The sequence below is a fragment of the Nocardiopsis sp. iso_40 genome (genome assembly GCF_056173285.1).
Genome location: NZ_CM149666.1, coordinates 5,170,587 through 5,191,326, shown reverse-complemented (window position 1 = coordinate 5,191,326; position 20,740 = coordinate 5,170,587). Strand labels below are relative to the sequence as shown.

Genomic DNA, 20,740 nt, shown 5'->3' with positions numbered 1-20,740 from the left:
GTCGGGTCATGCCCGACCTGCTGAGCGGCCTGCTGGTCACGATCCAGGCCACCGTGCTCGGTTACGCCATCGCGTTGGCCCTCGGGCTGCTCATCGCGGTGGTCCGCCGGGCGCCGTTCCTCGGAGCGATCGTGCACTTCCTGATGGAGTTCATCCGCACGACGCCCCTCGTGATCCAGTTGGTGTTCGTCTTCGCGCTGGCTCCTTCCACCGTCTCGGTGTTCACCATCGGTGTCGTCGTCCTGGGCGTGCACTACGCGGCCTACACCGCCGAGGTGTACCGCTCGGGCATCGAGGGCGTGGCCAAGGGTCAGTGGGAGGCGTCCAAGGCGCTGAGCCTGCCCGTCACCCGGACCTGGGGGGCCATCGTGCTGCCCCAGGCCATCCGGAAGGTCATTCCGGCACTGGGCAACTACCTCATCGCGATGTTCAAGGACACCCCCTTGCTCTTCGCCATCGGTGTGGTCGAACTGCTGGCGATGGCCCAGCAGGTCGGCAGCGCCAGCTTCCGTTACGTGGAGGCGTTCACCATGGTCGGCTTCCTGTTCCTCCTGGTGAGCATCCCCTCCGCGATTGCTATCCGACGACTGGAGAAGCGATATGCCGCCGTCTGATACCCCCGAGAACACGACGGCACCGGGTGTCGAGGGCGGGTCCGCAGAGGACAAGCTGATCGTCTTCGACCAGGTGGTCAAGCGGTTCGGCGACCTCACGGTCCTGGACCACCTCGACTTCTCGGTCGCCCCCGGCGAGCGCGTGACGCTCATCGGGCCGAGCGGGTCGGGCAAGACCACGATCCTGCGGCTGCTGATGACGCTGGAGAAGATCACCGAGGGCCACATCTGGATCGACGGTGAGCCCTTCAGCCACATGCCCAGGGGCAGCGGCCTGGTGCCCGCCAGCGAGAGCTACCTGCGCCAGAAGCGCAAGCGCATCGGCATGGTGTTCCAGCAGTTCAACCTGTTCCCCAACATGACGGTTCGCAAGAACATCATGGAGGCGCCGGTCCACGTCCTGGGCCTGAGCAGGGACGAGGCCAGCGAGCGCGCCCAGGAACTGTTGGACCTGGTGGGTCTGGGCGACAAGATCGACGCCCACCCGACCCAGCTCTCCGGCGGCCAGCAGCAGCGCGTGGCGATCGCCCGCGCGCTGGCGATGCGACCGGAGATCCTGCTCCTGGACGAGGTCACCTCGGCCCTGGACCCGGAGCTGGTCGCGGGTGTTCTGGACGTGCTGCGCGAGGTCGCCGAGACCACCGACATCACGATGCTGTGCGTGACCCACGAGATGAGCTTCGCACGCGACGTGTCGCACCGCGTCCTGATGTTCGACAAGGGCCAGATCGCCGAGGAGGGTCACCCCGACCAGATCTTCGGCGACCCTCAGGAGGAGCGGACCAAGTCCTTCCTCAAGTCGGTCCTGGAGAACGGCCACTGACCCTTCCCGTACCCGGGCCGTGACACCTCAGCGAGGGCGTCGGCAGGGTCGCCGCGGCGACCCTGCCGACGCCCTCGCCCGTGCGCGCGGGTCGTGGCCCGCCCGACGACCGGGTGACGACATACCGTAGTCATTAAGTCGCTTTTAGTTTTCCCTGGGGCAGAATGTGTGTTCTGAGACAGGGGGGACTCTTGTGACCATGGTGCGAAGATGGGGGCTCGCCTGGGGGGCCGCCTTCGCCGCGGCCCTGATCGCGGGGACGCTGTTCGCCCATCCCGGCCTGCGGGAGGACGTCTTCGGCGACTCGGCCGTGCTGCTTCTCATCTCCTGGCTTCCGATGGCCATCGGCGGGGTGATGGCCTGGGGGCTCGTCCAGGCGTTCGGCCGCCGCGCGGAGCTCGACCGGCGGATCGTCGCCGCCATGGACGGCCATCCGCTCTACCGGGAGCTGGGCTGGATGGTGCTCCTGCTGGCCGGTTTCGTCGTGTCGATGGTCTTACTGTCGATGCTCTTCGCCTTCTACGGAGCCGAGACCGGGATCGCTCCGGACCTGGCGATGTCGGTCGCCCTGGTGTCCAGGCTGCTGTTCCTGTTCGCGATCCCGCTGCTGCTCCTGGACCGCTCGGGGATCACCGTCGAGGGCAAGGGCACGGCCATGCCGTCGATCGCGTTGAAGGCGGTCGAGCCCTGGCGCTGGCTCGGGCTGATCCCCGTGGCCGTCTCGGTCGGCCTGATCGGCTACCTGATCCTGCCGCACATCGGCCTGCCCGACCCCTCGCTGGCCCTGTACGCGATGCTGGTGGCCTTCGCCGTGATCGCGGGGTGCGAGGAGATCTTCTTCCGCGGCATGATGCAGACCCGCCTGGAACTGCTCCTGGGCCGGTGGGGCGGCATCATGGTGACCTCGGTGGTGTTCGCGATGACCTACGCGCTCATTCAGCCCTACGACGCCGTCTCCCAGCTTCCCGGCCACGACCTCGTGCACGACACGGGGCTGGCCCTGCTCACCTACGGCGCCGCGAGCCTGTTCTACGGCTATCTGTGGGCGTGCTTCCGCAACACGTGGATCAACGTCCTCATGCGCGTGGTGATGTTCGTCCTCATCCTTCCGCCGGACCTCCAGGTCGGGATCTCCCGGTGACAGGCCCGTCGGAGCAGGTCGGAGGGCGTGCCGGCGCCGTGCGCGCCCGCCTGGGCGCGCCCCGGCCGACCGGTGCGCGCGGCGCCCCGTGCGGAAAATTTGTCCGGTATCCGCGGAGGGAGCGGAGGACATGGGTAGACAAGCCCCATACCGGTCGCGTTTCGGTCATTTTCCCCTCATGGGGTTGTCACCGGGTGGTCATGAAAAAGGGGGAGTCTGCCCACTGTGAGCACGGAATCAGCGTCAACGCCAGCGGGCCCCGGCACCGCGGAACTGCCAGCCGACAGGTTCATGGACCGTGAGGAGGGGTGGCTCCGCTTCAACCAGCGGGTGCTCGAACTCGCCGAGGACGAGGACATCCCGCTGCTCGAACGGACCCGGTTCCTCGCCATCTTCGCCAGCAACCTGGACGAGTTCTTCATGGTCCGGGTCGCCGGGCTCAAACGCCGTCTGGCCACGGGGCTGTCCGTCGCCTCGGCCAGCGGCCACCACCCGCGGGACCTCCTCGAACGCATCTCCCTGTTCACGCACGAACTCATGCGGCGCCAGACCTCCTGCTTCGAGGACAGCGTCGCCCCCGCCCTGGCCGAGGAGGGCATCCGCATCGTCCGGTGGAACGAACTGGACACCGCCGAACGGGAGTACCTGCACGGCTACTTCCGCCGGTCCATCTACCCGCTGGTGACCCCGTTCGCGGTCGACTCGGCGCACCCCTTCCCCTACATCTCCGGGCGTTCGCTCAACCTCGCCGTCACCGTCCGGGACCCGCACGACGAACGGCACATGTTCGCCCGGGTCAAGGTGCCCAGCTCGCTGCCCCGGTTCATCGAACTCACCACACACGGCGGCGGCCGCTTCGTGCCGGTCGAGGACATCATCGCCGCGCACCTGCCCCAGCTCTTCGAGGGCATCCAGGTGGTCGAACACCACGCCTTCCGGGTCACCCGCAACGCGGACCTGGAGGTCGACGAGGACGAGACCGACGACCTCGTCCAGTCGCTGGAGAACGAACTCCTGCGCCGCAGGTTCGGCCCGCTCGTGCGCCTGGAGGTGGAGCAGACCATCAGTGACGAGGTGCTGTCGATCCTCCGCGAGGAGCTGGGCGCGGAGGAGGAGGAGATCTACCGGGTCCCCGGCCCGCTCAACCTGGCCGGCCTCACCCAGATCGCCGACACCGACCGGCCCGAACTGCGGTACCCGCCCATGGTCCCGGTCGAACCGCGCGCCCTGACCTCCGGCGACCTGTTCGCGGCCATCCGGGAACGCGAGATCCTGGTCCATCACCCCTACGAGTCCTTCGCCACCACCACCGAGCGCTTCCTGGAGCTGGCCTCGGCTGATCCGAAGGTCGTGGCGATCAAGCAGACCCTGTACCGCACCAGCGGGGACTCCCCCATCGTGGAGTCGCTCATCGAGGCCGCCCGAGGCGGCAAGGAGGTCGTGGTCCTGGTCGAGGTCAAGGCCCGCTTCGACGAACAGAACAACATCCAGTGGGCCCGCAAGCTCGAACGCGCGGGCTGCCACGTGGTCTACGGGGTCGTCGGCCTCAAGACCCACTGCAAGCTGTCCATGGTCATCCGCAAGGACGACGACGGGCTGTTGCGCCGCTACTGCCACGTCGGCACCGGGAACTACAACCCGAGCACCGCGCGCATCTACGAGGACTTCGGTCTGTTCAGCGCCGACTCCGAGGTCGGCGAGGACGTCAGCGAACTGTTCAACAGCCTCACCGGCTTCTCCCGCAAGAAGCACTACCGCAGGCTGCTGACCGCCCCCGCGGCCCTGCGCAAGGGGTTGCTCCAGCAGATCGGCACCGAGATCGAGAACAGTCTCAAGGGGGAGCCCGCCCGCATCCGCATCAAGGTGAACTCCCTGGTCGACGAGGCTGTCATCGACGCCCTCTACCGCGCCTCGCAGGCAGGGGTCAGCGTCGACCTGTGGGTACGGGGCAGCTGCGTGCTGCGCGCCGGGGTTCCGGGGCTGTCCGAGAACATCCGGGTGCGCAGCGTCCTCGGACGATTCCTCGAACACTCGCGGGTGTTCGTCTTCGCCAACGGCTGGCGGCCCAGGGTGTGGATCGGCAGCGCGGACCTGATGCCCCGCAACCTCGACCGGCGGGTGGAGGCGCTGGTCCGGATCGCCGAACCCGAGCAGTGCCGCCGTTTGGTGGGCATCATGGACCTGGCGATGTCCGACAAGACCTCCTCCTGGCGACTCGAACCCGACGGCACGTGGACACGGGTCACCCATGACGAGGAGGGGCAACCGCTGGTCGACCTCCAGGACACCCTGCGGGGCGACCGGCACCTGAGAGTGGTGGACGGGTGAACACCCATGAATCCGGGACCGGAACCTCCGGCTCCGACATCCGAGTGACCAGTGCCTTCCCCCCGAGGGACACGGCGGTGGGCGGTTACCTGGAGCCGATCCGGGCGGCCGGGGCGGTGCTCTGGCGCGACTCCTCCCGGGGCCGGGAGGTCGTCCTCGTCCGCCGTCCGGACCGCGACGACTGGACCCTGCCCAAGGGCAAGCTCAAGAACGGCGAGCACCCCGTCACCGGCGCGGTCCGGGAGGTGGAGGAGGAAACCGGGCTGACCCCCGTGATGGGGCGCCGCCTGCCGCCGCAGCGCTACCTCAAGGACGGTTGGCCCAAGCAGGTGGAGTGGTGGGCGGCCACACCGGCCCAACCGGGCGGGATCATCGACTACGAACCCAACGAGGAGGTGGAGGCCGTGGAGTGGGTGCCCGTCGGGGCGGCCCGCGAACGGCTCACCTACGACCACGACGTCCGGGTCCTCGACAACTTCCGGGCCGGCCCGGCCCGGACCTTCCCGGTCGTCCTGCTACGCCACCTCTCGGCGGGGGAGAAGCGGGCCTGGAACGGCGACGACCTGCTGCGCCCGCTCGACGGGACCGGCAGGACCGACGCGTTGGCCCTGCCCCGGGTGCTGGCCGCCTACGGCCGACCCCGTGCGGTGTCCTCGTCGGCGGCGCGCTGCACCGAGTCCCTCCTCCCCTACACGGTCGAGTGCGACGTTCCGATGCGTACCGAACGCGCCTTCACGGTGGGCCGTGAAGGGAAGGGGTACGAGGTGGAGGAGGCCAGGGAGGCGTTCGGGCGGATCCTGGCGGAGGGGCAGCCCACCGTGGTGTGCACGCACGGCGAACTGGTGCCCCACCTGATGACCGAGGCGCTCACCCTGTTGGGCGCACCGCTGTCCCAGCAGCGCAGCCTGCGCAAGGGGTCCTTCTGGGTCGTGCACGTGTCATCGGACGGCGCGCTGGCCGGGGTGGAACGGCACGCCGTGCGGGAGTGAGCGTTCCCCGCAGGCGCCCGTCGGCCCCGGTGGGGGCGGTGCGGGGAGCGGTGACATGATGCGGTCATGGCCAAACACATGGTGGCTCGGAGCGTTGTCGTCGACGCTCCGGCCAAGAGCATCTTCGACCTCGTCGCCGCGCCCTCCCAGCACCCCGTGTTCGACGGGTCGGGCACCGTCCAGCAGGCGCACTTCGGCCCGGAGAGGTTGGAGCTGGGCTCCGAGTTCGGTATGGACATGAGGATGTTCGGGCTTCCCTACCGGATGACCAACCGGGTGGTGGAGTTCGAGGAGGGGCGGCTCATCGCCTGGCGGCACGTCGGGTCGCACCGCTGGCGTTACGAGTTCGAGGAGCTGGCCGGGGGAGGGACCCTCGTCACCGAGACCTTCGACTACTCGCGGGGGCAGGCGGCCCTCTACGTGCTGAGCGGTGCTCCGGCGCGCAACGCCCGGGGCATCGAGCGGACGCTGGAGCGCCTCCGGGCGGCGGCGGAGGCCGAGACGGCCTGACGGCGCCCGCACCGGTCGCCCCGATGCGTCCGGGCCCCGGTCGTGCGACCGGGGCCCGGATGTCTCCGGCCGACCCCGCGGACGGGCCCGGTGCCGGGAGGTCAGTAGTAGCCGTGGTAGCCCCTGCTCCAACCCGTGTCCCGGTCCTTCTCGGGCCAGTAGCCGTACCCGTACTCGTGGCCCTGCTCGGCCACGGCGCGGTGGGCGTGGTCGTACCCGTCGTAGCCCTCGTACCCCCCGCCCGCGGCGGCGGGGGAGGCGGCCATGGCCACGGCGGCGCCGGTGGCCAGGGTCATGAGGCTGAGAGCGGCGAAGCGTTTCACACGAAATCCTTGCTCTTAGTAGTCACATTGCTACTTACAGTCGTGACTGTAGGTGGGGTCGGTTTGTTTGGCCAGTTCATCGCTTCCGAAACGGGGAGAGTTTTCGGATCGGACCCCGGCCGACCGCCCGACACGGCACCCTCCGAAATGCCCTAAAGTTCGGCAGGGGCCCGTGTTCTCCGCGCCTCCCGGACGCCGCGGTGCCGGCTGAGCGGGCCCGCTGACGGCAGTCCGGTCGACGCAGGGAGTCGGGAGTCCAGTGGTGGGAACGAGCTTGGGTGACGTGTGGCAGGACGTGCTGTCCGTCCAACCCGACCCGGAGCAGTGGATCGTCGTCACAACGGCGGTGGTCGCCCTGGCAGCCGTCCTGCTGGGCCCGCCGTGGCGGGTGGCGCGCAACGTCGTCACCATCGCCCACGAGGGCGGACACGCCCTCGTCGCCCTGCTCAGCGGGCGTCAGCTCACCGGGATCCGGTTGCACTCGGACACGTCCGGTGTGACGGTCTCCCGGGGCAGGCCCACGGGCATCGGCATGATCCTCACGGTCTTCGCGGGATACGTCGCCCCGACCGTGATCGGTCTGCTCGGCATCCTCATGCTGATGTCGGGGCGCATCACCGCGCTGCTGTGGTTGAGCATCGTCGTGCTCGCCGCCATGCTGCTGATGATCCGCAACTTCTACGGCGCGCTGTCGATCGTGGTCACCGGCGCGGTGGTCTTCGGCGTCAGCTGGTTCACCCCGCACGAGGTCCAGGCGGCCTTCGCCTACCTGTTCATCTGGTTCCTGCTCTTCGCCGGGGTGCGCCCGGTCATCGAGCTCCAGTCGCAGCGCGTGCGCAACCCCTCACCGCACTCCGACGCTGACCAGCTGGCACGCCTCACCGGCCTGCCGGGCACCTTCTGGGTGATGGTGTTCCTGCTGGTGAACGCGGCCGTCACCGTGCTGGGCGTGTGGATGCTCTTCTTCTGACCCCGGAGCTCCGCCGGACCCGGAACCGGCCCCGGACACGACGACGGGCCCCGCGTGCCGACGCGGGGCCTTCGTGTACTGCTCGGGGCGTGCCGCCCGGGACTAGTTCGCGGTCTGCGGTGCGGCCAGCGCCTGGGCGACCGAGGGGTACACCGGGATCCGGGTGTCCAGCGCGGTCACACGCAGGGTCTGTACCACCCGCGGCACGGGCGCTGCGATCACCAGGAGGGCCTGCTGCTCCTTGGCGGCCTTGAGCGCGCGGATGAGCACGCGCAGCCCACTGGAGTCGATGAACCGCAGATCGGAGCAGTCCAGCACGACACGGCCGAAGGGCTGTGTGGTCAACGCCTCCGTGACCGCCTCCTGGAAGCGGGTCTCGGTGGCCATGTCGATCTCCCCGTCCAGGGCCAGGACGTGTCCGGACTCGTGCAGGGTGGAGGAGATGGTCAGGTCGGGCATTGCGACTCCGGCGTACTCGGGCCGTGCCCGGTGGGTCGGCGAGGCAGGCCGCGCGTCGCCCCACCGGGGACGCGTGGTGACCGGTGCGTTGGTTGCGTTACCGCGTGAGCCAAGCTGATGGTTCATCTAGTTCCTTGCGTGGTGCCCCGGGCTGGAAACCGGGGGAGGAAACGCCTTTCTCGCCTGGTTTGCTCGGAAAAGCACGGCACCTTGAGGAACGCGCCGAACTGCGTCGAAAGTTCCTGGTGCTGTGCGTGTCATCGATGATGACGGCGTTCGAGGGTTCGGGGACTGGAGTGCGCTGCCTCCGCGCCCGGCGGTTCCGCCGGAGGCTCGGGTGCCGTGTCCGGCCCTCTGCTCGTGAGAACCCGCCTACGGCGGCGGGCATTCCCCGGTGGGTGTCGGCGGGGAGTGTGGCTGGGCCGGTCGTCCCCTCCGGTTCGGCCTCCCGTGTGCCCTGTCGCGGCACCGGGTTCTGAGTCACCGAGGTCGTCCAGCCTCGGACTTTACCACAGCGCCGTGGCCGTTTCGTGACGTGAGAGACGCAGGGTCGTGCCCGTGCGGCTTGCCTTTCCCGGGAGTGGTGAGGTAGGGGTCACATCTGCTGTGTGCATCCGATCCGTTCGGGCTCCGGAGCCGGCTCCTGGTCGTGCTGCTGGAGGGCCCAGACACAGGCGGAGAGGGTGAGCGGTACCGCCACGGTCAGGGCCAGGGCGGGAATGGCCACCCCCGAGTCGTTGGCGGCGAAGCCCACCAGCGCGGTCACCAGGGATCCGGTCAGACCCGCGCGGAGGGTCGGAGCGTACTCGTAGGCTCGCTGGAGCGCCCCGATCCGCCAGTTTCCCGGCCGGTTGAGGACGGCGAAGAGGAACAGCAGGGCCCCGGCGGCCAACAGGGTCAGGTGCCAGTTGCCCAGGGTTCCCAGCATCGCGCCCAGTTTGCGGGCCAGCACGGTCCCGGCCTCCCCGTTCACCACCTGGGTCGCGAACGCGCCGAAGTGGCTCCGGTCCGCCACCGGCCTCAGGTAGTCCATCCAGGCCAGCAGGGAGATGGCCGTCACCGCGAACACGCCCACCACGGCCAGACGCGCCGGGGTGATCCGCGCCCCCGCGATCATCATGGTGGTCACCGCCAGCCCGGGGATCAGGGCGATGACCCCGCCGAAGTCGGTGCCCAGCCCCGGCCAGCCGACGATCAGCACCGAGGCCGCCCCGACCGCCAGGGCCGTGACGACCGCCGCGCGCCGTCTGCCCCGGGAGATCAGCACGTGGGCGACGCCCGCGACCGCCATGAGCATGCCGGTCGCGAAGGTGGCGAAGGCGATGTTGCCGATCCCGTAGAACCGGCCGGCCACGATCGGCGAGTACCCGGTGGGCGAGTTCATCTGGAGGTTCGCGCCGAAGCAGAGGTCGAGGAAGAGTACGACGGTGGTCGCGCCGGCCACCACCGTCATCGGGCCGAGGATGCTCCTGCGCCACGGGCCCGCGACGGCCAGGACCACCACCAGGGCGTTCGCGGCCAGCACCGAGGCCAACAGCGCCAGCGGCGGGGTGGCCGCCGTCCACCACGGGATCAGGTTGGCCAGATAGCTCGCCACCGGGAAGGCCGCTCCCGCCAGGGCCACGACCCTGGTCACCGACAGCACCAGGGCCCGTTTCCCCCGCTCGCAGTCGGAGTACCGGTGCAGTGCGTAGGCGGCCGCCGCGTAGATGAGCAGTTGGAGTGCGACCAGGCCGCTGAAGAACCCGGGGACGGCGGAACCCACGACCACGGCGGCGGTGTTGAAGGCCACCAGCCGGTCGACGGCCTCCCCGGTGTCCCCCGGGCGTTCGCCCAACTGCCAGACCCGGCCTCCGGTGGGCTCGGCCGGACGCACGCCCAGGGCGGCCAGCACGGTCGCACTCGTGTCGGTCAGCGCCACCAGACCGGGGCGCCGGGTCGACTCCGAGGCCAGGTACGCTCCGGGGCCCGTCACCTCCCCGTCGGCCTTCTTCCCGCTCATCGCCACGGTCAACTGTGACGGTCCGGTGTCCATGGCGACCCCGACCACCGTCAGGGAGGCGCCGTCCGGCAGGAGCCCGGTGAGGGCGGCCAGCCGGGAGTCGATCCTCTCCAGGGCCTCGTTACGCTCCCATTCGGGCATGTCGGGATCGGGTTCGTCGGGGTCGGGTTCGGCGGGCCCCCGCCCGTCCGCCCCCTGCCCGGCCGGGAGTTCGGGGTACAGGCGGGTGAGTTCGGGCAGTTCGACCACGGCCAGGGACACGCCTCGGAGCCGTTCCGGGGTGAGCTCGCGCACGGTGTCCACGTAGTGGTCGACCCTGCCCGACTCGTCGGCGGCTCCCAGCGCGGCGCCCGGGCCGGCGGCCATGGTGAGGCCGCCCCGGTCGCGCACGGTCTGGCCGAGCATGCCGACCGGCGCGGCGAAGGGCGCCCCCGCGTTCTGCTCGATGTAGGACCCGTACCCGGGCACGGCCGCCCCCGAGCCGTCCACGACCGGCTCCGGAGCCGCTTCGCAAACGGTGAAGCGGTCGCGCTCGGCCAGGGCGCGCTGCCCGGCGGAGACCGAGAGCCAGCCGTCCGTGGGGCAGGTGCGGGAGGTGGCGGTGCGGATCGACACGTTGCCGATCGCGCCGACCTCGGCCAGCTCCCACAGGGCGGGCGTGCGCTCGGGGGTGACGTCCTCCCACAGCAGGCCGGGGACGCCCACCAGGACCACGGGGCCCGAACGGGTGATGTCGGGGTCGGCCCCGGGCGCGCTCGCGGCCCCCGCCGCGGCGGGGGCCGTGCACACCAGGACCGCGGCCGCCAGCAGGAGCGCGTACAGGCGCACTCCCGGGCGCCGTCGCGGGCGTTGGTCCGAGCGTCCTTCCGATTGCACGCCGAGTCCTTGGCCCGGTGCCATGGCGGTCCCCCGATCGCGCGATCACCTCACTGTCACTGGTCGACCACACTAGTGATCAAGCGGCGCTGAGCGGGGAAAACGGCGATTCCGGGCGGAGACGGGTGACCGGGAGCACTCAGTCGACGAGTCGGTTCTCCTGGGCGAGGATCGCCGCCTGGACCCGGCTGCGCAGGTCCAGTTTGACGAGGAGTCGGCTGACGTGGGTCTTCGTGGTCGCTTCCGCGATGCTCAGGCGGCGTGCGATGTCCCGGTTCGACAGCCCCTGCCCGAGGCATTTCAGTACCTCCACTTCCCGGGGCGTCAGACTCTCCAAGGAGGGCTTGGTCCTGGGGTCGGGGGTGCTCCGACCAGCCTTGACGCTCCGACTCTGGAACATGCGACCGATGTCCGACTCCTCAGGCCCCTCGGAGACGGAGGCGAACTTGGAGATCAACCGCCGAATGACGGACGGCGCGATGATTCCCTCGCCTCGCGCGACCGTACGCACGGCTTCGAGCAGGTCGGAGGCCTCGATGTTCTTCAGCAGGAACCCCACCGCCCCGGCACGCAGCGCACCGAAGACGTACTCATCGATCTCGAAGGTGGTCAGGATGAGGATGTCCGTCTCCAGTCCTTCCGATGCGACGAGCTCCCGAGTGGCCGTGATCCCGTCCTTGCGCGGCATGCGAATGTCCATGAGCAGGACGTCGGGACGGGTTTCCAGCGTCGTCGCGATAGCCTCCGCTCCGTCCGAGGCTTCGGCCACCACCGAAATATCGGGTTCCGAATCGAGGATCATCACCAGCCCGGCCCTGACCGCCCACTGATCCTCGGCCACCACAACACGAATCATCGTTCTATTTCCTCAGAAGTGATCTTCTCGGTATCGGAGTCCTCACCGACGGGTAGGAGGACGTGTATTCGCCAGCGCCCACCGTTCACCGGGCCAGCTTCGAACTTCCCGCCGAGCAGGAGCGCGCGTTCCCGCATTCCTGTCAAACCCATGGACGAACCCAGGTCGGAGTCCCAGGGGGTCCTGGATCCCGCGGCCGGATTGACCACCTCCAACGAGAGCGAAGGACACTCCGGGGAAGTTCCTGTGCAGGGGTGGAGGAGGAGCACGTCGGCCCGCGGAGGAGACGCGTACCGGAGGGCGTTGGTCAGGGCCTCCTGGAGAATGCGGTAAGCGGCCGCGTCAACCTTGGTCGGTAGACGGGCGGACTCGCCGCGCTCGGTGAACCTCACCTCCAGCCCCGCCTGTCGTGCCCTCGACAACAGGAGGTTCACTCCGCTGAGGCCCGGCAGGGTCATGTCGCTGTCGGCGGAGTCGGTGTCCGATCGAAGGAGGTGGATCATGCGTCGCATCTCATCCAGCCCCTGGACACTGCTGTCGCGTACCACTTCGAGAATGCGTCGAGCCTTGACCGGGTCGAGTTCGCGTGCCGCCAGGGCTGCGGTGGACTGGATCGCGACCGCACTCAGGTGGTTGGCGACGACGTCGTGCAGTTCTCGGGCCATTCGTCCGCGCTCAACCGCCACCGCTTTGGCCCGGTCCAACTCGGCGAGCTTCTCGACACGCTCGGCGCGTTCGCGGTCGATGCGGGCCTTCTCCCGGTGCTCGCGGACCGTCATCCCGGTCAGGACCGGAGTGAGGAACACCATGAGACAGAGCGCCGTGAGCTGGACCAGCTCCGCGACACCCCGGGCGAACAGCCCGTGGCTCAACGCGTAGAGGAAAAGTACGAAGAGAAGAGCGTGGCCGATCACGGTCATTCCCAGCATCGTGTGGGCGAGACGGCGACCTCCCCACACCATCGAGGCGTAGAGGAGGTCGCCGAGGGCGATGAGAAGCCACAGGGAAGCTCCGAGGACCACATCGACCGCGACCGCGGCCCCTCCGACGGTCACAGCGACCCCGGGGAGGACCCGCCGGAAGGCGATGGCGACACAGACAAGGGCGAGAGTGACCAGAAGCCATTGTTTGTCGACCATCGGTTCCACCAGGAACATATCCGCCTGCCAGAGCAGCAACCCGAGGCCGAAGTGGGTGACGGACCACAACGCCGAGGGCAGGTGTGGCGTTTCCCGAAAGATCGACTGCTCCAGGCTCCTGGCAACCCAGAGAGAACGCATGGTTACGCCTGCCTTCGTCATTGTGTGCGGCGTCGCGCGAAGTTGTGCGTGATCGTCGGTGGCCCTCACCCACTACCCGACCTTAGCGGGCTCCGGATCCCTGGCAGCGGATCGGTGTTTCAGGAGGATCTGGCACTGATGAAGGCGACAACGTCCTTGATGGTCTTGAACTCGACCATCTCCTCCTCTGGAAGAGTGGCGCCGAAATGCTCCTCGGCGGACACCATGATCTCAACCAGTGAGAGCGAGTCGATGTCCAGGTCATCGGCGATCAGCTTGTCCGGCTCGATCTCCTCGAGGGGAATTCCAGTCACCTCGTTGACGATCTCGAAGAGTTCGGACTGGATGCGCTCTTGAGTGAAAACGGTCATTTTGTGGGCTCCACTTCTTTCTGGGTGGTGAACGGGTTGTTCGGTGTGGCTGTTCTTGTCGCAGGCACGCTGATGGCATCGGATGTCGGGGCGGCCGACCGGTCACCGATCATGTGCGCGCCTCCGTCGACGTGCAGGATGTGGCCGGTGGTGGCGGGCAGTAGGTCGGACAGGAGGACCACACAGGCCCGGGCGACCGGTTCCGCGTCGGCGGTGTCCCATCCGAGAGGAGCCTGCGCATCCCACTTCTCGGCGAATTCCGCCGCGGTGCCCCTGTTTTCGATGTTGGCGGCCGCGACCGTTCTGAGCGGTCCGGAGGCGACGAGGTTGGATCGGATTCCGCGAGGGCCGAGGTAGGAAGCCAGGTAACGGGAACAGGCCTCCAGTCCGGCTTTGGCCACACCCATCCAGTCATAGCCGGACCACACGCGGGTGGCGTCGAAGTCCAGCCCGACCACTGATCCCCGGGGGCGGAACAGGGGCAGGAGCGCCGTGGTGACGGATTGGAGCGAGAACGCCGAGGTGTGGAAGGCCGTGGAGGCATCTGCCCAGTCCGTGGTGAGAAATTTCCCGCCGAGTGCCTCGGGGGGAGCGAAGGCCACGGAGTGGAGGAGTCCGTCGACCTGGTCGACGTGTTCGCCCACCCGTTCGGCGAGCGTCGCGATGTGCTCGGGCGAGGTGACGTCGAGTTCCACCACGGCCGGTGGCCGATCGAAGCTCTTGGCGACGCGTCGCACGAGTGAGAGCCGACCGTAGCCGGTCAGTATGACCTCCGCGCCTTCGGCCTGTGCCATCCGGGCGACGTGGTAGGCGATGGAGGACCGGGTCAGTACACCGGTGACAACAATGGTTTTCGATTCCAGTAATCTCATGCCATCATTTACCTTCCGGTCTGCGGCATGCCTGTGCGGGTCGGTTATTTCCTGTTGGCGCCGTGCGCCTCGTGGGAGTTCTCGCTATTGAAATGCATGACGGCTTTGGGGGAAATCACCGAAGTGGTGGCGTACTTGTCCGTAATGCGGGAGAAGAAGTTTCTCGGGCCGAGGATATGGACCCTCTCGATGTTCGCCGAACGCAGTCCGTCGGTGATGGTGTTCCAGCGGACCGGGGTCACCCAGCCGTTGAGCAGGTCCTCTCTGATCTCGGTGCCGTCCCAACGCAGCTTGCCATCGACGTCGGATAGCATCGGCACGGCGGCGTCACGCCATTCCAGATTTTCGTAGACCTCGGTGTCCAGGCGCCTGCAAAGTTCTGCCACGCGGGAGCAGTGTTCGGCCCGGTTCATCGTGTAGAAGGGGAAGCCGCCCGATTCCTTGACCTGGTTTTCAAGCCTTTGCAGCTCGGGAAGGGTTCCGGAGACGGCATGCACCGTGGTGTCCATGTCGATGGACACCTCCAGCCAGCTGTCGTCAGTACCGTCAGCCCCCTCCCGGACCAGTCGGGCCAGCTGCTCCGACGTGGTCCTGTAGAGGAACAGGCATCCCACCGGTCGGGGCAGGTTCTCGAAGTAGTCGAGCTCCACACGGGTGCTCTCCTTCACGAGAAGGACCATGTCCTCACTGCTCAGCACCCCAGTGAACATGGCTGCCACGAACGATCCGAAGCTCTGGCCGATCACGGTTCCGGGATGGAGTCCCTGCCTCTCGACGGCGAAGTCCGCCAGAGCGAGGCAGATGGCGATGTGCCCGGCCTCGTAGGTCTCCCAGTCGTAGATCTCCGCCTCCCGGTAGGCATCCACCAGGGGGTAACCGAGGAGTTCGCTGAATTCGGCGAAGCGGCGGCGGGCGAACGGGTCGTTCGTGACATAGTCGGCTACGGCCGAGTACCGGGAGGGGACCAGTCCGGGAAAAAAGAGAGCTTGCCTGTTTCCGGGAGCTCCGGAAGCACGGGAGGGTGCATTATTCACTCTTCTCATTCCGAACCTCGCGCGGGAAGAACGTAAAGTACCATGACCAGACGGTGTCCACTGCGAAAACAATGATCCAGAGGCGTCCCAGGGTGACCAGGATGTGAGGAGTGCCGGAGGCGTCCTCTCCGGTTAGGTACTCCGCAAGGGCAGAGAGATCGAAGAACCACAGGATCGCTTGTCCCACAGCGAACAACACGAGGTGTTGGAGCCAGTGCACACGGGTTTTGCGGGCGTGGGCGTAGTCTTTCAAGTTATCCCTGGCCGATCTTTTCCGGGAGTCCGTTGTCTCATGGGTGGGGGAGGTTTGCGTGCTGGTGTCTCGGTAGGCGGACCTGCGCGTTTTCTGGGCGAGGGTTCTTTTGGGAGCCATTCCTTCGAGCACTTCTCGGGGAAGGCGCTTTAGGAGGTAAGGTGCGCTCAGGGCACAGAGCGCGAGAGCCGTTCCCGCGACAAGACCGCTCATGGGGAGACCGTTCGCGCCGTACATGGCTCCGAACGCGGCCGACCCCACCGCGGCACCGACGAGCTGGGAGTTCTCGTAGCGGCTCATCCCCCTGCCGATGCGGCGCCCGCTGGTGCCGGACACGACAGCTTGCTCCGTTGGAATAGCCAACCCCAGACAGGCGCAGTACGCCGCCCAGAGCACAGCGATGACCAGGGGGGACGGGGAGAACACCAGGGCCCACCCGAGGAGTGCGCTCATCGCCAGGGTGAGCGTGATCGTTCCGGCCACCCCTGTACGTCTGGTCACCGCTTCGGCCTTGGCCGGAACGAGGATGAAGACGAGGAACCCCGGGGCGAGCACGTACGCCACCTCGTACACGGTGAAACCCAGGCCCTGCTGAAGGTGGATGAGTAGCACCAGGGCAATACCGGATTCGACCGCCGCCGTCACCGCGCACAGGGTGAGGAACGGGAACGTCCTCTTCAGCGGGGTATCGGCCTGTTCTCTTTCGGGAAACGCTGGTTCGCCCTCACGCGAGGAGGCTTTCAGGAGCAGGACCGTCGCCGCCAGGCAGGACAGGGCGCCGAGTGCGAAGACATAGCTGTATCCGATCTGTCCGAGCAGGACGAAGCACATGACGTAAGCGGCGAGGGAACCCTGTCCCTCGTACCGGAGCAACCTGCCGTAGGCGCTGATGGAGTTCGAAGACGAGGTCCCCACCCAGCTACGAACGGCGATCCAGAAGAACGCGTTGCCGACACCGCACACCACGGTGGCGACGAAGGCCATCCACATCGCTTCCGACAGGGCGTATCCGAGCAGTGAGACGGTGAAGCACGTCGATCCCAGTGCCGCCCAACCCAGCCGGCGCCCCCGGTCGACCGCACGAGCCGCCAGAGGCCGTGCGATGACCGCGGCCCCGGAGGCGGCGGCGACCAGCCATCCCGTCTGAGCGGGTGTGGCAGCCAGCGCCGCGCCGGCCCAGAGGGGCAGCAGAAATTCGAGAACGTCGGCGGGGCCGTGGGCAAAGGCCACCGACGGAAAGACCCTCCGGGCGTCGGTCGAGTTCGGTCCCTCACCGCGGGACGAAGGTTGACTGGTCATGTTTCCCGGTTTCTTATGGATACTGATCTCGGATAACTTCCGGTGCGGTACGAGGGGTGAGTGGTCGTTAAGGGCGACCACTCACCCCCGTACGGTTCACCGGGGGCCGTCAGTCAGACGACCCTTCGCGTTCCGTGACCCAGGTGGTGTTCCGTTGGACGCACCGGAACGCGTCCAGAGGAACACGTTCCCGAACTAGCAGTGGTTGCTGGCGCTGCTGACCAGCATCTCCGCCTCGGTGGTCGGGGTGGGCAGCTCCTGGAGGTCGAGGATGCTCATGTGGATCTCCTTCTTCTCTTGATGTGTTGTGTGGCCGTGAGGCCGAGCGCACCATGTGTTCATGGCTCACTCACCCGGAATGGTCCGGGAGCTCTGGGGGTGCCCAGGAAGGGCAGCAGGGGATGGTGGTTCATGCCCCTGACGTAGGACAGGGCCAGCAGTACTCCGGCGTTTCCCGAGGCGAGGTCCATGGACAGTCGAACCCCTCCGTCTCCGGGAAAGGCCAGGTGGCCGTCGTAGGACAGGGCGTGCCAGTGCAGGTGCGACAGGTGTTCGCGCACAACATCGGTCGCGCCGAACCCGTCCCGGAACTCGTGCGACACCGCGATCAGGCCCGCCCGTCCGTTGAGCAGCGGCGCATCGACCACCAGGGGGCTGCGGCAGGCGCGCACCAGGGAGGGCAGGGCTTCACTCAGACGGTGATCGTCGATGTGCCGCAGGACCTCCCGCACCACCAGAGCGATGCCGGCCGAACCGGATTCCAGGTACGGTCGCCGAACCCCGCCCGTACCCGCCTGCAATGTTCCGTCCAGGGTGGTCGAACAGTTGTCGAGGTCCAGGTACAGCGCACGCAGGGCCTGCCGAAGGTACTCGCTCTCACCGGTGACCTGGTGGAGGCGCAGTAGGAGGAGCGCGGGGCCGGACCAACCGCGGAACAGCCCGGTGGGCCCGCAGGGACTGTCCGGTAGCCGGTGATGGCCGACTTCCGCTCGCTCCGCGGTGGTCAGTTGTTCCGAGACCCGCGCAGCGATCTCGCGCGCCCGCCTCGTGTGGGGGTGATCGGGTTCTCCGCCGGAGAGGTGGAACAGGTTGAGCCCGACACCCGCCAGACCGCTGAACAAGGTCACGTCGGTCATCTCGTCGACGTCCCCGGTGCACCGGTCGATGACCTGTTCCGCGGTGGACCTGTGGCCGAGGTGGTCGAGTGCGAAAGCGATCCCGTGGGCACCGTCGTAGAAGCCCGGCCGGTCAGTCGGTTCGTTCGCGCGATCCACGAGCCACTGGACGTGTTCGGGATCGGGTGAGGTCCCGGTTACTGACTGGGCCCAGAGAACCCCCGCGGCGTCGTAGGCGAAGCAACCGGGCTCGGCGTTGAACTGTCGAAAATGACCTGGAAAGAGTCGATCGGTGCGGTCCGGGGTGGCGGAGGCCTGAATCGCGGAGCACAGCGACGTTCGCACCCCGTCCCAGTCCGCGCCTTCGATGGGGATCGAGGTCCGGGGGTACGTGGCGACCCGTTCTCCCGCGCGGTGTTCGGGGCGGTCTTCTGCGGAACGGAACGCGGTGCGGAGCGTGTCGGAGAAGGCCGGGGGAAGACCGAAGAGGCGGGTGGCCTCCGAGACCAGGGACCCGGCCTTGTCCGGTGCGACGTCGAGCACGGTGACCACCGGGAGAAACAGCCAGAGGCGCAGGACGGCCAGCGCGTACCCGTCGATCCCGGTTCCCCTCGCGGACCGTGAGAGGAAGCCCGGATAGCCCATGATCTGGGCCTCCGACTCCTCGGCCCGGGAAGCGGCCTCGAAGTCCACGAGGGAGACGTTCTCCTCGTCGTCGACCAGGATGTTGGCCGGGTGAAGGTCACCGAAGACGAACCCGCGTGCGTGCAGTTCCTCCACACGCTCCCGTACACGCAGCCACAGCGTTTCGGCACGCTGGACGTACTCCACGCGCGCTGATGGGCTGTCGCGCCAGTTCAGCAGAGGGTGATTCCTGACCAGCCAGGTCTGGAGCGTCTCTCCCCGCATGTGCTCCATCACGAGGAACTCGTGTTCCCAGAACCGGAAGCCACCGAGATTCCCCGGAAATCCGGGTAGGTCACCGACACTTTCCAGGACTTCGGCCTCCCAGGACAGACGTGCCCGGGCGTCCCGTCCGTCGCGGTCCACACCGGCGTACGGCCGGGCTTCCTTGAGGGCCACTGAGGCGCCGCCGGCGGCGGGGGCGGCGAGGTAGACGCCTCCGGCATTGGAGAAGTGCAGGGCCTGGGAGACCTTGTAGGGGAACTCGCCCTCGCCGGTGTCACGACCGGCCAGGTGCGGGCGCAGGAAATCGGGCGGGGTCACCCAGGAGGGCGGACGGGCTCCCGGTTTCCGTGAGTCGGGGACGAGCGTGCCGTCCGGCGCGTTCAGGGCGGGCACACGATTCCCCTCTGGGGTCCAGGACCACTTCAAGGTGAAGCCGCCGTAGCGAAAGAACACAGGGGAGGTCCCCCAGCGCACATCACTGAGAATGTAGGGTCCCTCGAATTCCCGGAGGCTCTCCCCGAGAGCGGTCAGGGTCTTCAGAAGCTTTTCCTCGCCGACCGGGTAGATCGCGATGAACTTTCCACTGGCTGACCTGGGAGCATACTTCATGCTCAGGGACTCAACAAGTCGTCTGGTGCGCAGAAACTTGAATGCTACTTTTTCACTAAGGCAAAAGTTGTAGACGATATCGAGAACTTCTTCGGCATTCCCTGTTGTGGCGGAGACGTGCACCTTCCAGCCCTGGTCGGGCAGGGTGGAACCACTCGGAGTGAGATGTTGCCACACGTCCTTCACGGCCTTCGACCATCCCGCTGGAGCATTTTTTGCGGCAAGGGCGAACTCGGACTCTTCGTACTCCCAGTAGGTGGGGGATTCAAAGAAGGCCGATCCGGGGAGGGTGTAAAGTGCCGAATGTGCGCTCATGGTCTACGGGTCTGCCTTCGCTCGTGGTCGAATGTTTTGCCTAGAGTGAGGTCCGCACTCTCTCTGGAAACTCGGAAAACGAAGTTATCGGTAGGGATTCGAGATAGCTTTTAAAAATATTTCGAGCAGCTTTTTTCTCTCGTTCGGGGATGAGATTGATGACGGGGGGCATGTTCTGATTGCCTTCTTTTTCAGCCTGTTCGTAGAACTCTTTGCGAAGGATGGACCAGATTGTCGCGTCATGGTACTCCCCGTCAAGGAAGTAGTAATCGCGAAGGACGCCGTCCAGAATGAATCCGCCACGCGTCGCCATGGAGATCATTCGCTTGTTGAACATCGCGACCTGGAACTGGACCCGGTTGGCGTTGAGGTTCTGGAAGAGGTGCTCCACGACAAGCGCGCTCCCCTCGAATCCGTAGCCCTTGTCCCAGAGCTCGTTCGGTCCGACGGCCACCCCGATGGCGTAGTTCCCGATGCCGCCCACCTGTCGGTGGTTGACGACGCCGACCGCCTCGCCGGCGTTGGTCACGATCATGTAGAAGCGTGCTCGACCTGAGGTGTTGGTCTTCCTGATGGTGTCGACCGTGACCACCTCCGAGGTATCCCCGGTCAGCACCGCCGCGTGACTCGTCGGGGTGAGCCAGTGCTCGATCGTGGCGTAGTCGCGTTCACCAGGCCAGGCGAGGGAAACCAGTTCGCCCTGCAGGATCGTGTTGAAGCTTCGTCTCTGGTTGCTCTCCAGGTGAACCTGAGTTTCATTCATGTTTGCAGCCAGCCTCAAGTAAGGTCGAT

The 20,740-nt window shown here is 67.2% G+C and carries 19 protein-coding genes; 7 read left to right on the top strand and 12 right to left on the bottom strand.

Annotation, left to right across the window (positions count from 1 at the left end):
- The first annotated feature begins 8 nt into the window (after window positions 1–8).
- The 6 genes from ehuD (at window position 9) to AC0VYD_RS22415 (ending at window position 6,405) form a co-directional block, all read left to right on the top strand.
- Complete coding sequence (ehuD, locus tag AC0VYD_RS22440) at window positions 9–614, top strand: ectoine/hydroxyectoine ABC transporter permease subunit EhuD (RefSeq protein ID WP_475480343.1); 606 nt, start codon at window positions 9–11, stop codon at window positions 612–614.
- Complete coding sequence (gene ehuA, locus AC0VYD_RS22435; RefSeq protein WP_475477370.1) at window positions 601–1,437, top strand: ectoine/hydroxyectoine ABC transporter ATP-binding protein EhuA; 837 nt, start codon at window positions 601–603, stop codon at window positions 1,435–1,437. Before ehuD ends, ehuA begins: the two co-directional genes overlap by 14 nt.
- A gap of 199 nt (window positions 1,438–1,636) precedes the next feature.
- Window positions 1,637–2,578, top strand: a complete 942-nt coding sequence (locus tag AC0VYD_RS22430) for a lysostaphin resistance A-like protein (protein ID WP_475477369.1) — start codon at window positions 1,637–1,639, stop codon at window positions 2,576–2,578.
- Between the two features lie 225 nt (window positions 2,579–2,803).
- Window positions 2,804–4,906 carry an RNA degradosome polyphosphate kinase gene (locus tag AC0VYD_RS22425; RefSeq protein WP_475477368.1) on the top strand — a complete coding sequence of 701 codons (2,103 nt, stop codon included), beginning with the start codon at window positions 2,804–2,806 and terminating at the stop codon, window positions 4,904–4,906.
- The gene (locus AC0VYD_RS22420) at window positions 4,903–5,895 is read left to right on the top strand and encodes an NUDIX domain-containing protein (RefSeq protein WP_475477367.1); all 993 of its coding nucleotides are present in this window, start codon (window positions 4,903–4,905) and stop codon (window positions 5,893–5,895) included. The genes AC0VYD_RS22425 and AC0VYD_RS22420 overlap by 4 nt, the downstream gene beginning before the upstream one ends.
- Before the next feature lie 66 nt (window positions 5,896–5,961).
- Window positions 5,962–6,405, top strand: a complete 444-nt coding sequence (locus AC0VYD_RS22415) for an SRPBCC family protein (RefSeq protein ID WP_475477366.1) — start codon at window positions 5,962–5,964, stop codon at window positions 6,403–6,405.
- Window positions 6,406–6,506: 101 nt separating this feature from the next.
- Here AC0VYD_RS22415 and AC0VYD_RS22410 read toward each other — a convergent pair whose 3' ends face one another.
- Window positions 6,507–6,728 (bottom strand): hypothetical protein, encoded by a 222-nt coding sequence (locus tag AC0VYD_RS22410; protein ID WP_475477365.1) that lies wholly within the window; start codon window positions 6,726–6,728, stop codon window positions 6,507–6,509.
- Window positions 6,729–7,002: 274 nt separating this feature from the next.
- On the opposite strand from AC0VYD_RS22410, the gene AC0VYD_RS22405 reads away from it, so the two are divergent.
- Window positions 7,003–7,698: a M50 family metallopeptidase gene (locus tag AC0VYD_RS22405; RefSeq protein WP_475480342.1), complete on the top strand. Its 696-nt coding sequence runs from the start codon at window positions 7,003–7,005 to the stop codon at window positions 7,696–7,698.
- A gap of 102 nt (window positions 7,699–7,800) precedes the next feature.
- On the opposite strand, the gene AC0VYD_RS22400 is transcribed toward AC0VYD_RS22405, so the two are convergent.
- The 11 genes from AC0VYD_RS22400 to AC0VYD_RS22350 form a co-directional block, all read right to left on the bottom strand.
- Window positions 7,801–8,157 (bottom strand): STAS domain-containing protein, encoded by a 357-nt coding sequence (locus AC0VYD_RS22400; protein WP_475477364.1) that lies wholly within the window; start codon window positions 8,155–8,157, stop codon window positions 7,801–7,803.
- A 595-nt stretch (window positions 8,158–8,752) separates the two neighbouring features.
- Window positions 8,753–10,969: a hypothetical protein gene (locus tag AC0VYD_RS22395; protein WP_475480341.1), complete on the bottom strand. Its 2,217-nt coding sequence runs from the start codon at window positions 10,967–10,969 to the stop codon at window positions 8,753–8,755.
- A gap of 205 nt (window positions 10,970–11,174) precedes the next feature.
- Window positions 11,175–11,891 (bottom strand): response regulator, encoded by a 717-nt coding sequence (locus AC0VYD_RS22390; protein ID WP_475477363.1) that lies wholly within the window; start codon window positions 11,889–11,891, stop codon window positions 11,175–11,177.
- Window positions 11,888–13,240 carry a sensor histidine kinase gene (locus tag AC0VYD_RS22385; RefSeq protein ID WP_475477362.1) on the bottom strand — a complete coding sequence of 451 codons (1,353 nt, stop codon included), beginning with the start codon at window positions 13,238–13,240 and terminating at the stop codon, window positions 11,888–11,890. Before AC0VYD_RS22385 ends, AC0VYD_RS22390 begins: the two co-directional genes overlap by 4 nt.
- Before the next feature lie 50 nt (window positions 13,241–13,290).
- Window positions 13,291–13,542 (bottom strand): acyl carrier protein, encoded by a 252-nt coding sequence (locus tag AC0VYD_RS22380; protein ID WP_475477361.1) that lies wholly within the window; start codon window positions 13,540–13,542, stop codon window positions 13,291–13,293.
- The gene (gene fabI / locus AC0VYD_RS22375) at window positions 13,539–14,414 is read right to left on the bottom strand and encodes an enoyl-ACP reductase FabI (RefSeq protein ID WP_475477360.1); all 876 of its coding nucleotides are present in this window, start codon (window positions 14,412–14,414) and stop codon (window positions 13,539–13,541) included. Before fabI ends, AC0VYD_RS22380 begins: the two co-directional genes overlap by 4 nt.
- A gap of 44 nt (window positions 14,415–14,458) precedes the next feature.
- Window positions 14,459–15,448, bottom strand: a complete 990-nt coding sequence (locus AC0VYD_RS22370; protein WP_475477359.1) for a hypothetical protein — start codon at window positions 15,446–15,448, stop codon at window positions 14,459–14,461.
- Window positions 15,441–17,000: an MFS transporter gene (locus tag AC0VYD_RS22365; RefSeq protein WP_475477358.1), complete on the bottom strand. Its 1,560-nt coding sequence runs from the start codon at window positions 16,998–17,000 to the stop codon at window positions 15,441–15,443. Before AC0VYD_RS22365 ends, AC0VYD_RS22370 begins: the two co-directional genes overlap by 8 nt.
- A gap of 195 nt (window positions 17,001–17,195) precedes the next feature.
- Window positions 17,196–17,342, bottom strand: coding sequence for a hypothetical protein (locus AC0VYD_RS22360; RefSeq protein ID WP_475477357.1), 147 nt, complete (start codon window positions 17,340–17,342; stop codon window positions 17,196–17,198).
- Complete coding sequence (lanKC, locus tag AC0VYD_RS22355) at window positions 17,339–19,948, bottom strand: class III lanthionine synthetase LanKC (protein ID WP_475477356.1); 2,610 nt, start codon at window positions 19,946–19,948, stop codon at window positions 17,339–17,341. The genes AC0VYD_RS22360 and lanKC overlap by 4 nt, the downstream gene beginning before the upstream one ends.
- Before the next feature lie 40 nt (window positions 19,949–19,988).
- Complete coding sequence (locus AC0VYD_RS22350) at window positions 19,989–20,711, bottom strand: GNAT family N-acetyltransferase (protein WP_475477355.1); 723 nt, start codon at window positions 20,709–20,711, stop codon at window positions 19,989–19,991.
- Window positions 20,712–20,740 lie beyond the last annotated feature (29 nt).

Bases quoted from the DNA above. Each gene is read 5' to 3' on its own strand.
- ehuD (WP_475480343.1), top strand. From the start codon at position 9: ATGCCCGACCTGCTGAGCGGCCTGCTGGTCACGATCCAGGCCACCGTG.
- ehuA (WP_475477370.1), top strand. From the start codon at position 601: ATGCCGCCGTCTGATACCCCCGAGAACACGACGGCACCGGGTGTCGAG.
- AC0VYD_RS22430 (WP_475477369.1), top strand. From the start codon at position 1,637: ATGGTGCGAAGATGGGGGCTCGCCTGGGGGGCCGCCTTCGCCGCGGCC.
- AC0VYD_RS22415 (WP_475477366.1), top strand. From the start codon at position 5,962: ATGGCCAAACACATGGTGGCTCGGAGCGTTGTCGTCGACGCTCCGGCC.
- AC0VYD_RS22400 (WP_475477364.1), bottom strand. From the start codon at position 8,157: ATGCCCGACCTGACCATCTCCTCCACCCTGCACGAGTCCGGACACGTC.
- AC0VYD_RS22390 (WP_475477363.1), bottom strand. From the start codon at position 11,891: ATGATTCGTGTTGTGGTGGCCGAGGATCAGTGGGCGGTCAGGGCCGGG.
- AC0VYD_RS22380 (WP_475477361.1), bottom strand. From the start codon at position 13,542: ATGACCGTTTTCACTCAAGAGCGCATCCAGTCCGAACTCTTCGAGATC.
- fabI (WP_475477360.1), bottom strand. From the start codon at position 14,414: ATGAGATTACTGGAATCGAAAACCATTGTTGTCACCGGTGTACTGACC.
- AC0VYD_RS22365 (WP_475477358.1), bottom strand. From the start codon at position 17,000: ATGACCAGTCAACCTTCGTCCCGCGGTGAGGGACCGAACTCGACCGAC.
- AC0VYD_RS22360 (WP_475477357.1), bottom strand. From the start codon at position 17,342: ATGAACACATGGTGCGCTCGGCCTCACGGCCACACAACACATCAAGAG.
- lanKC (WP_475477356.1), bottom strand. From the start codon at position 19,948: ATGAGCGCACATTCGGCACTTTACACCCTCCCCGGATCGGCCTTCTTT.
- AC0VYD_RS22350 (WP_475477355.1), bottom strand. From the start codon at position 20,711: ATGAATGAAACTCAGGTTCACCTGGAGAGCAACCAGAGACGAAGCTTC.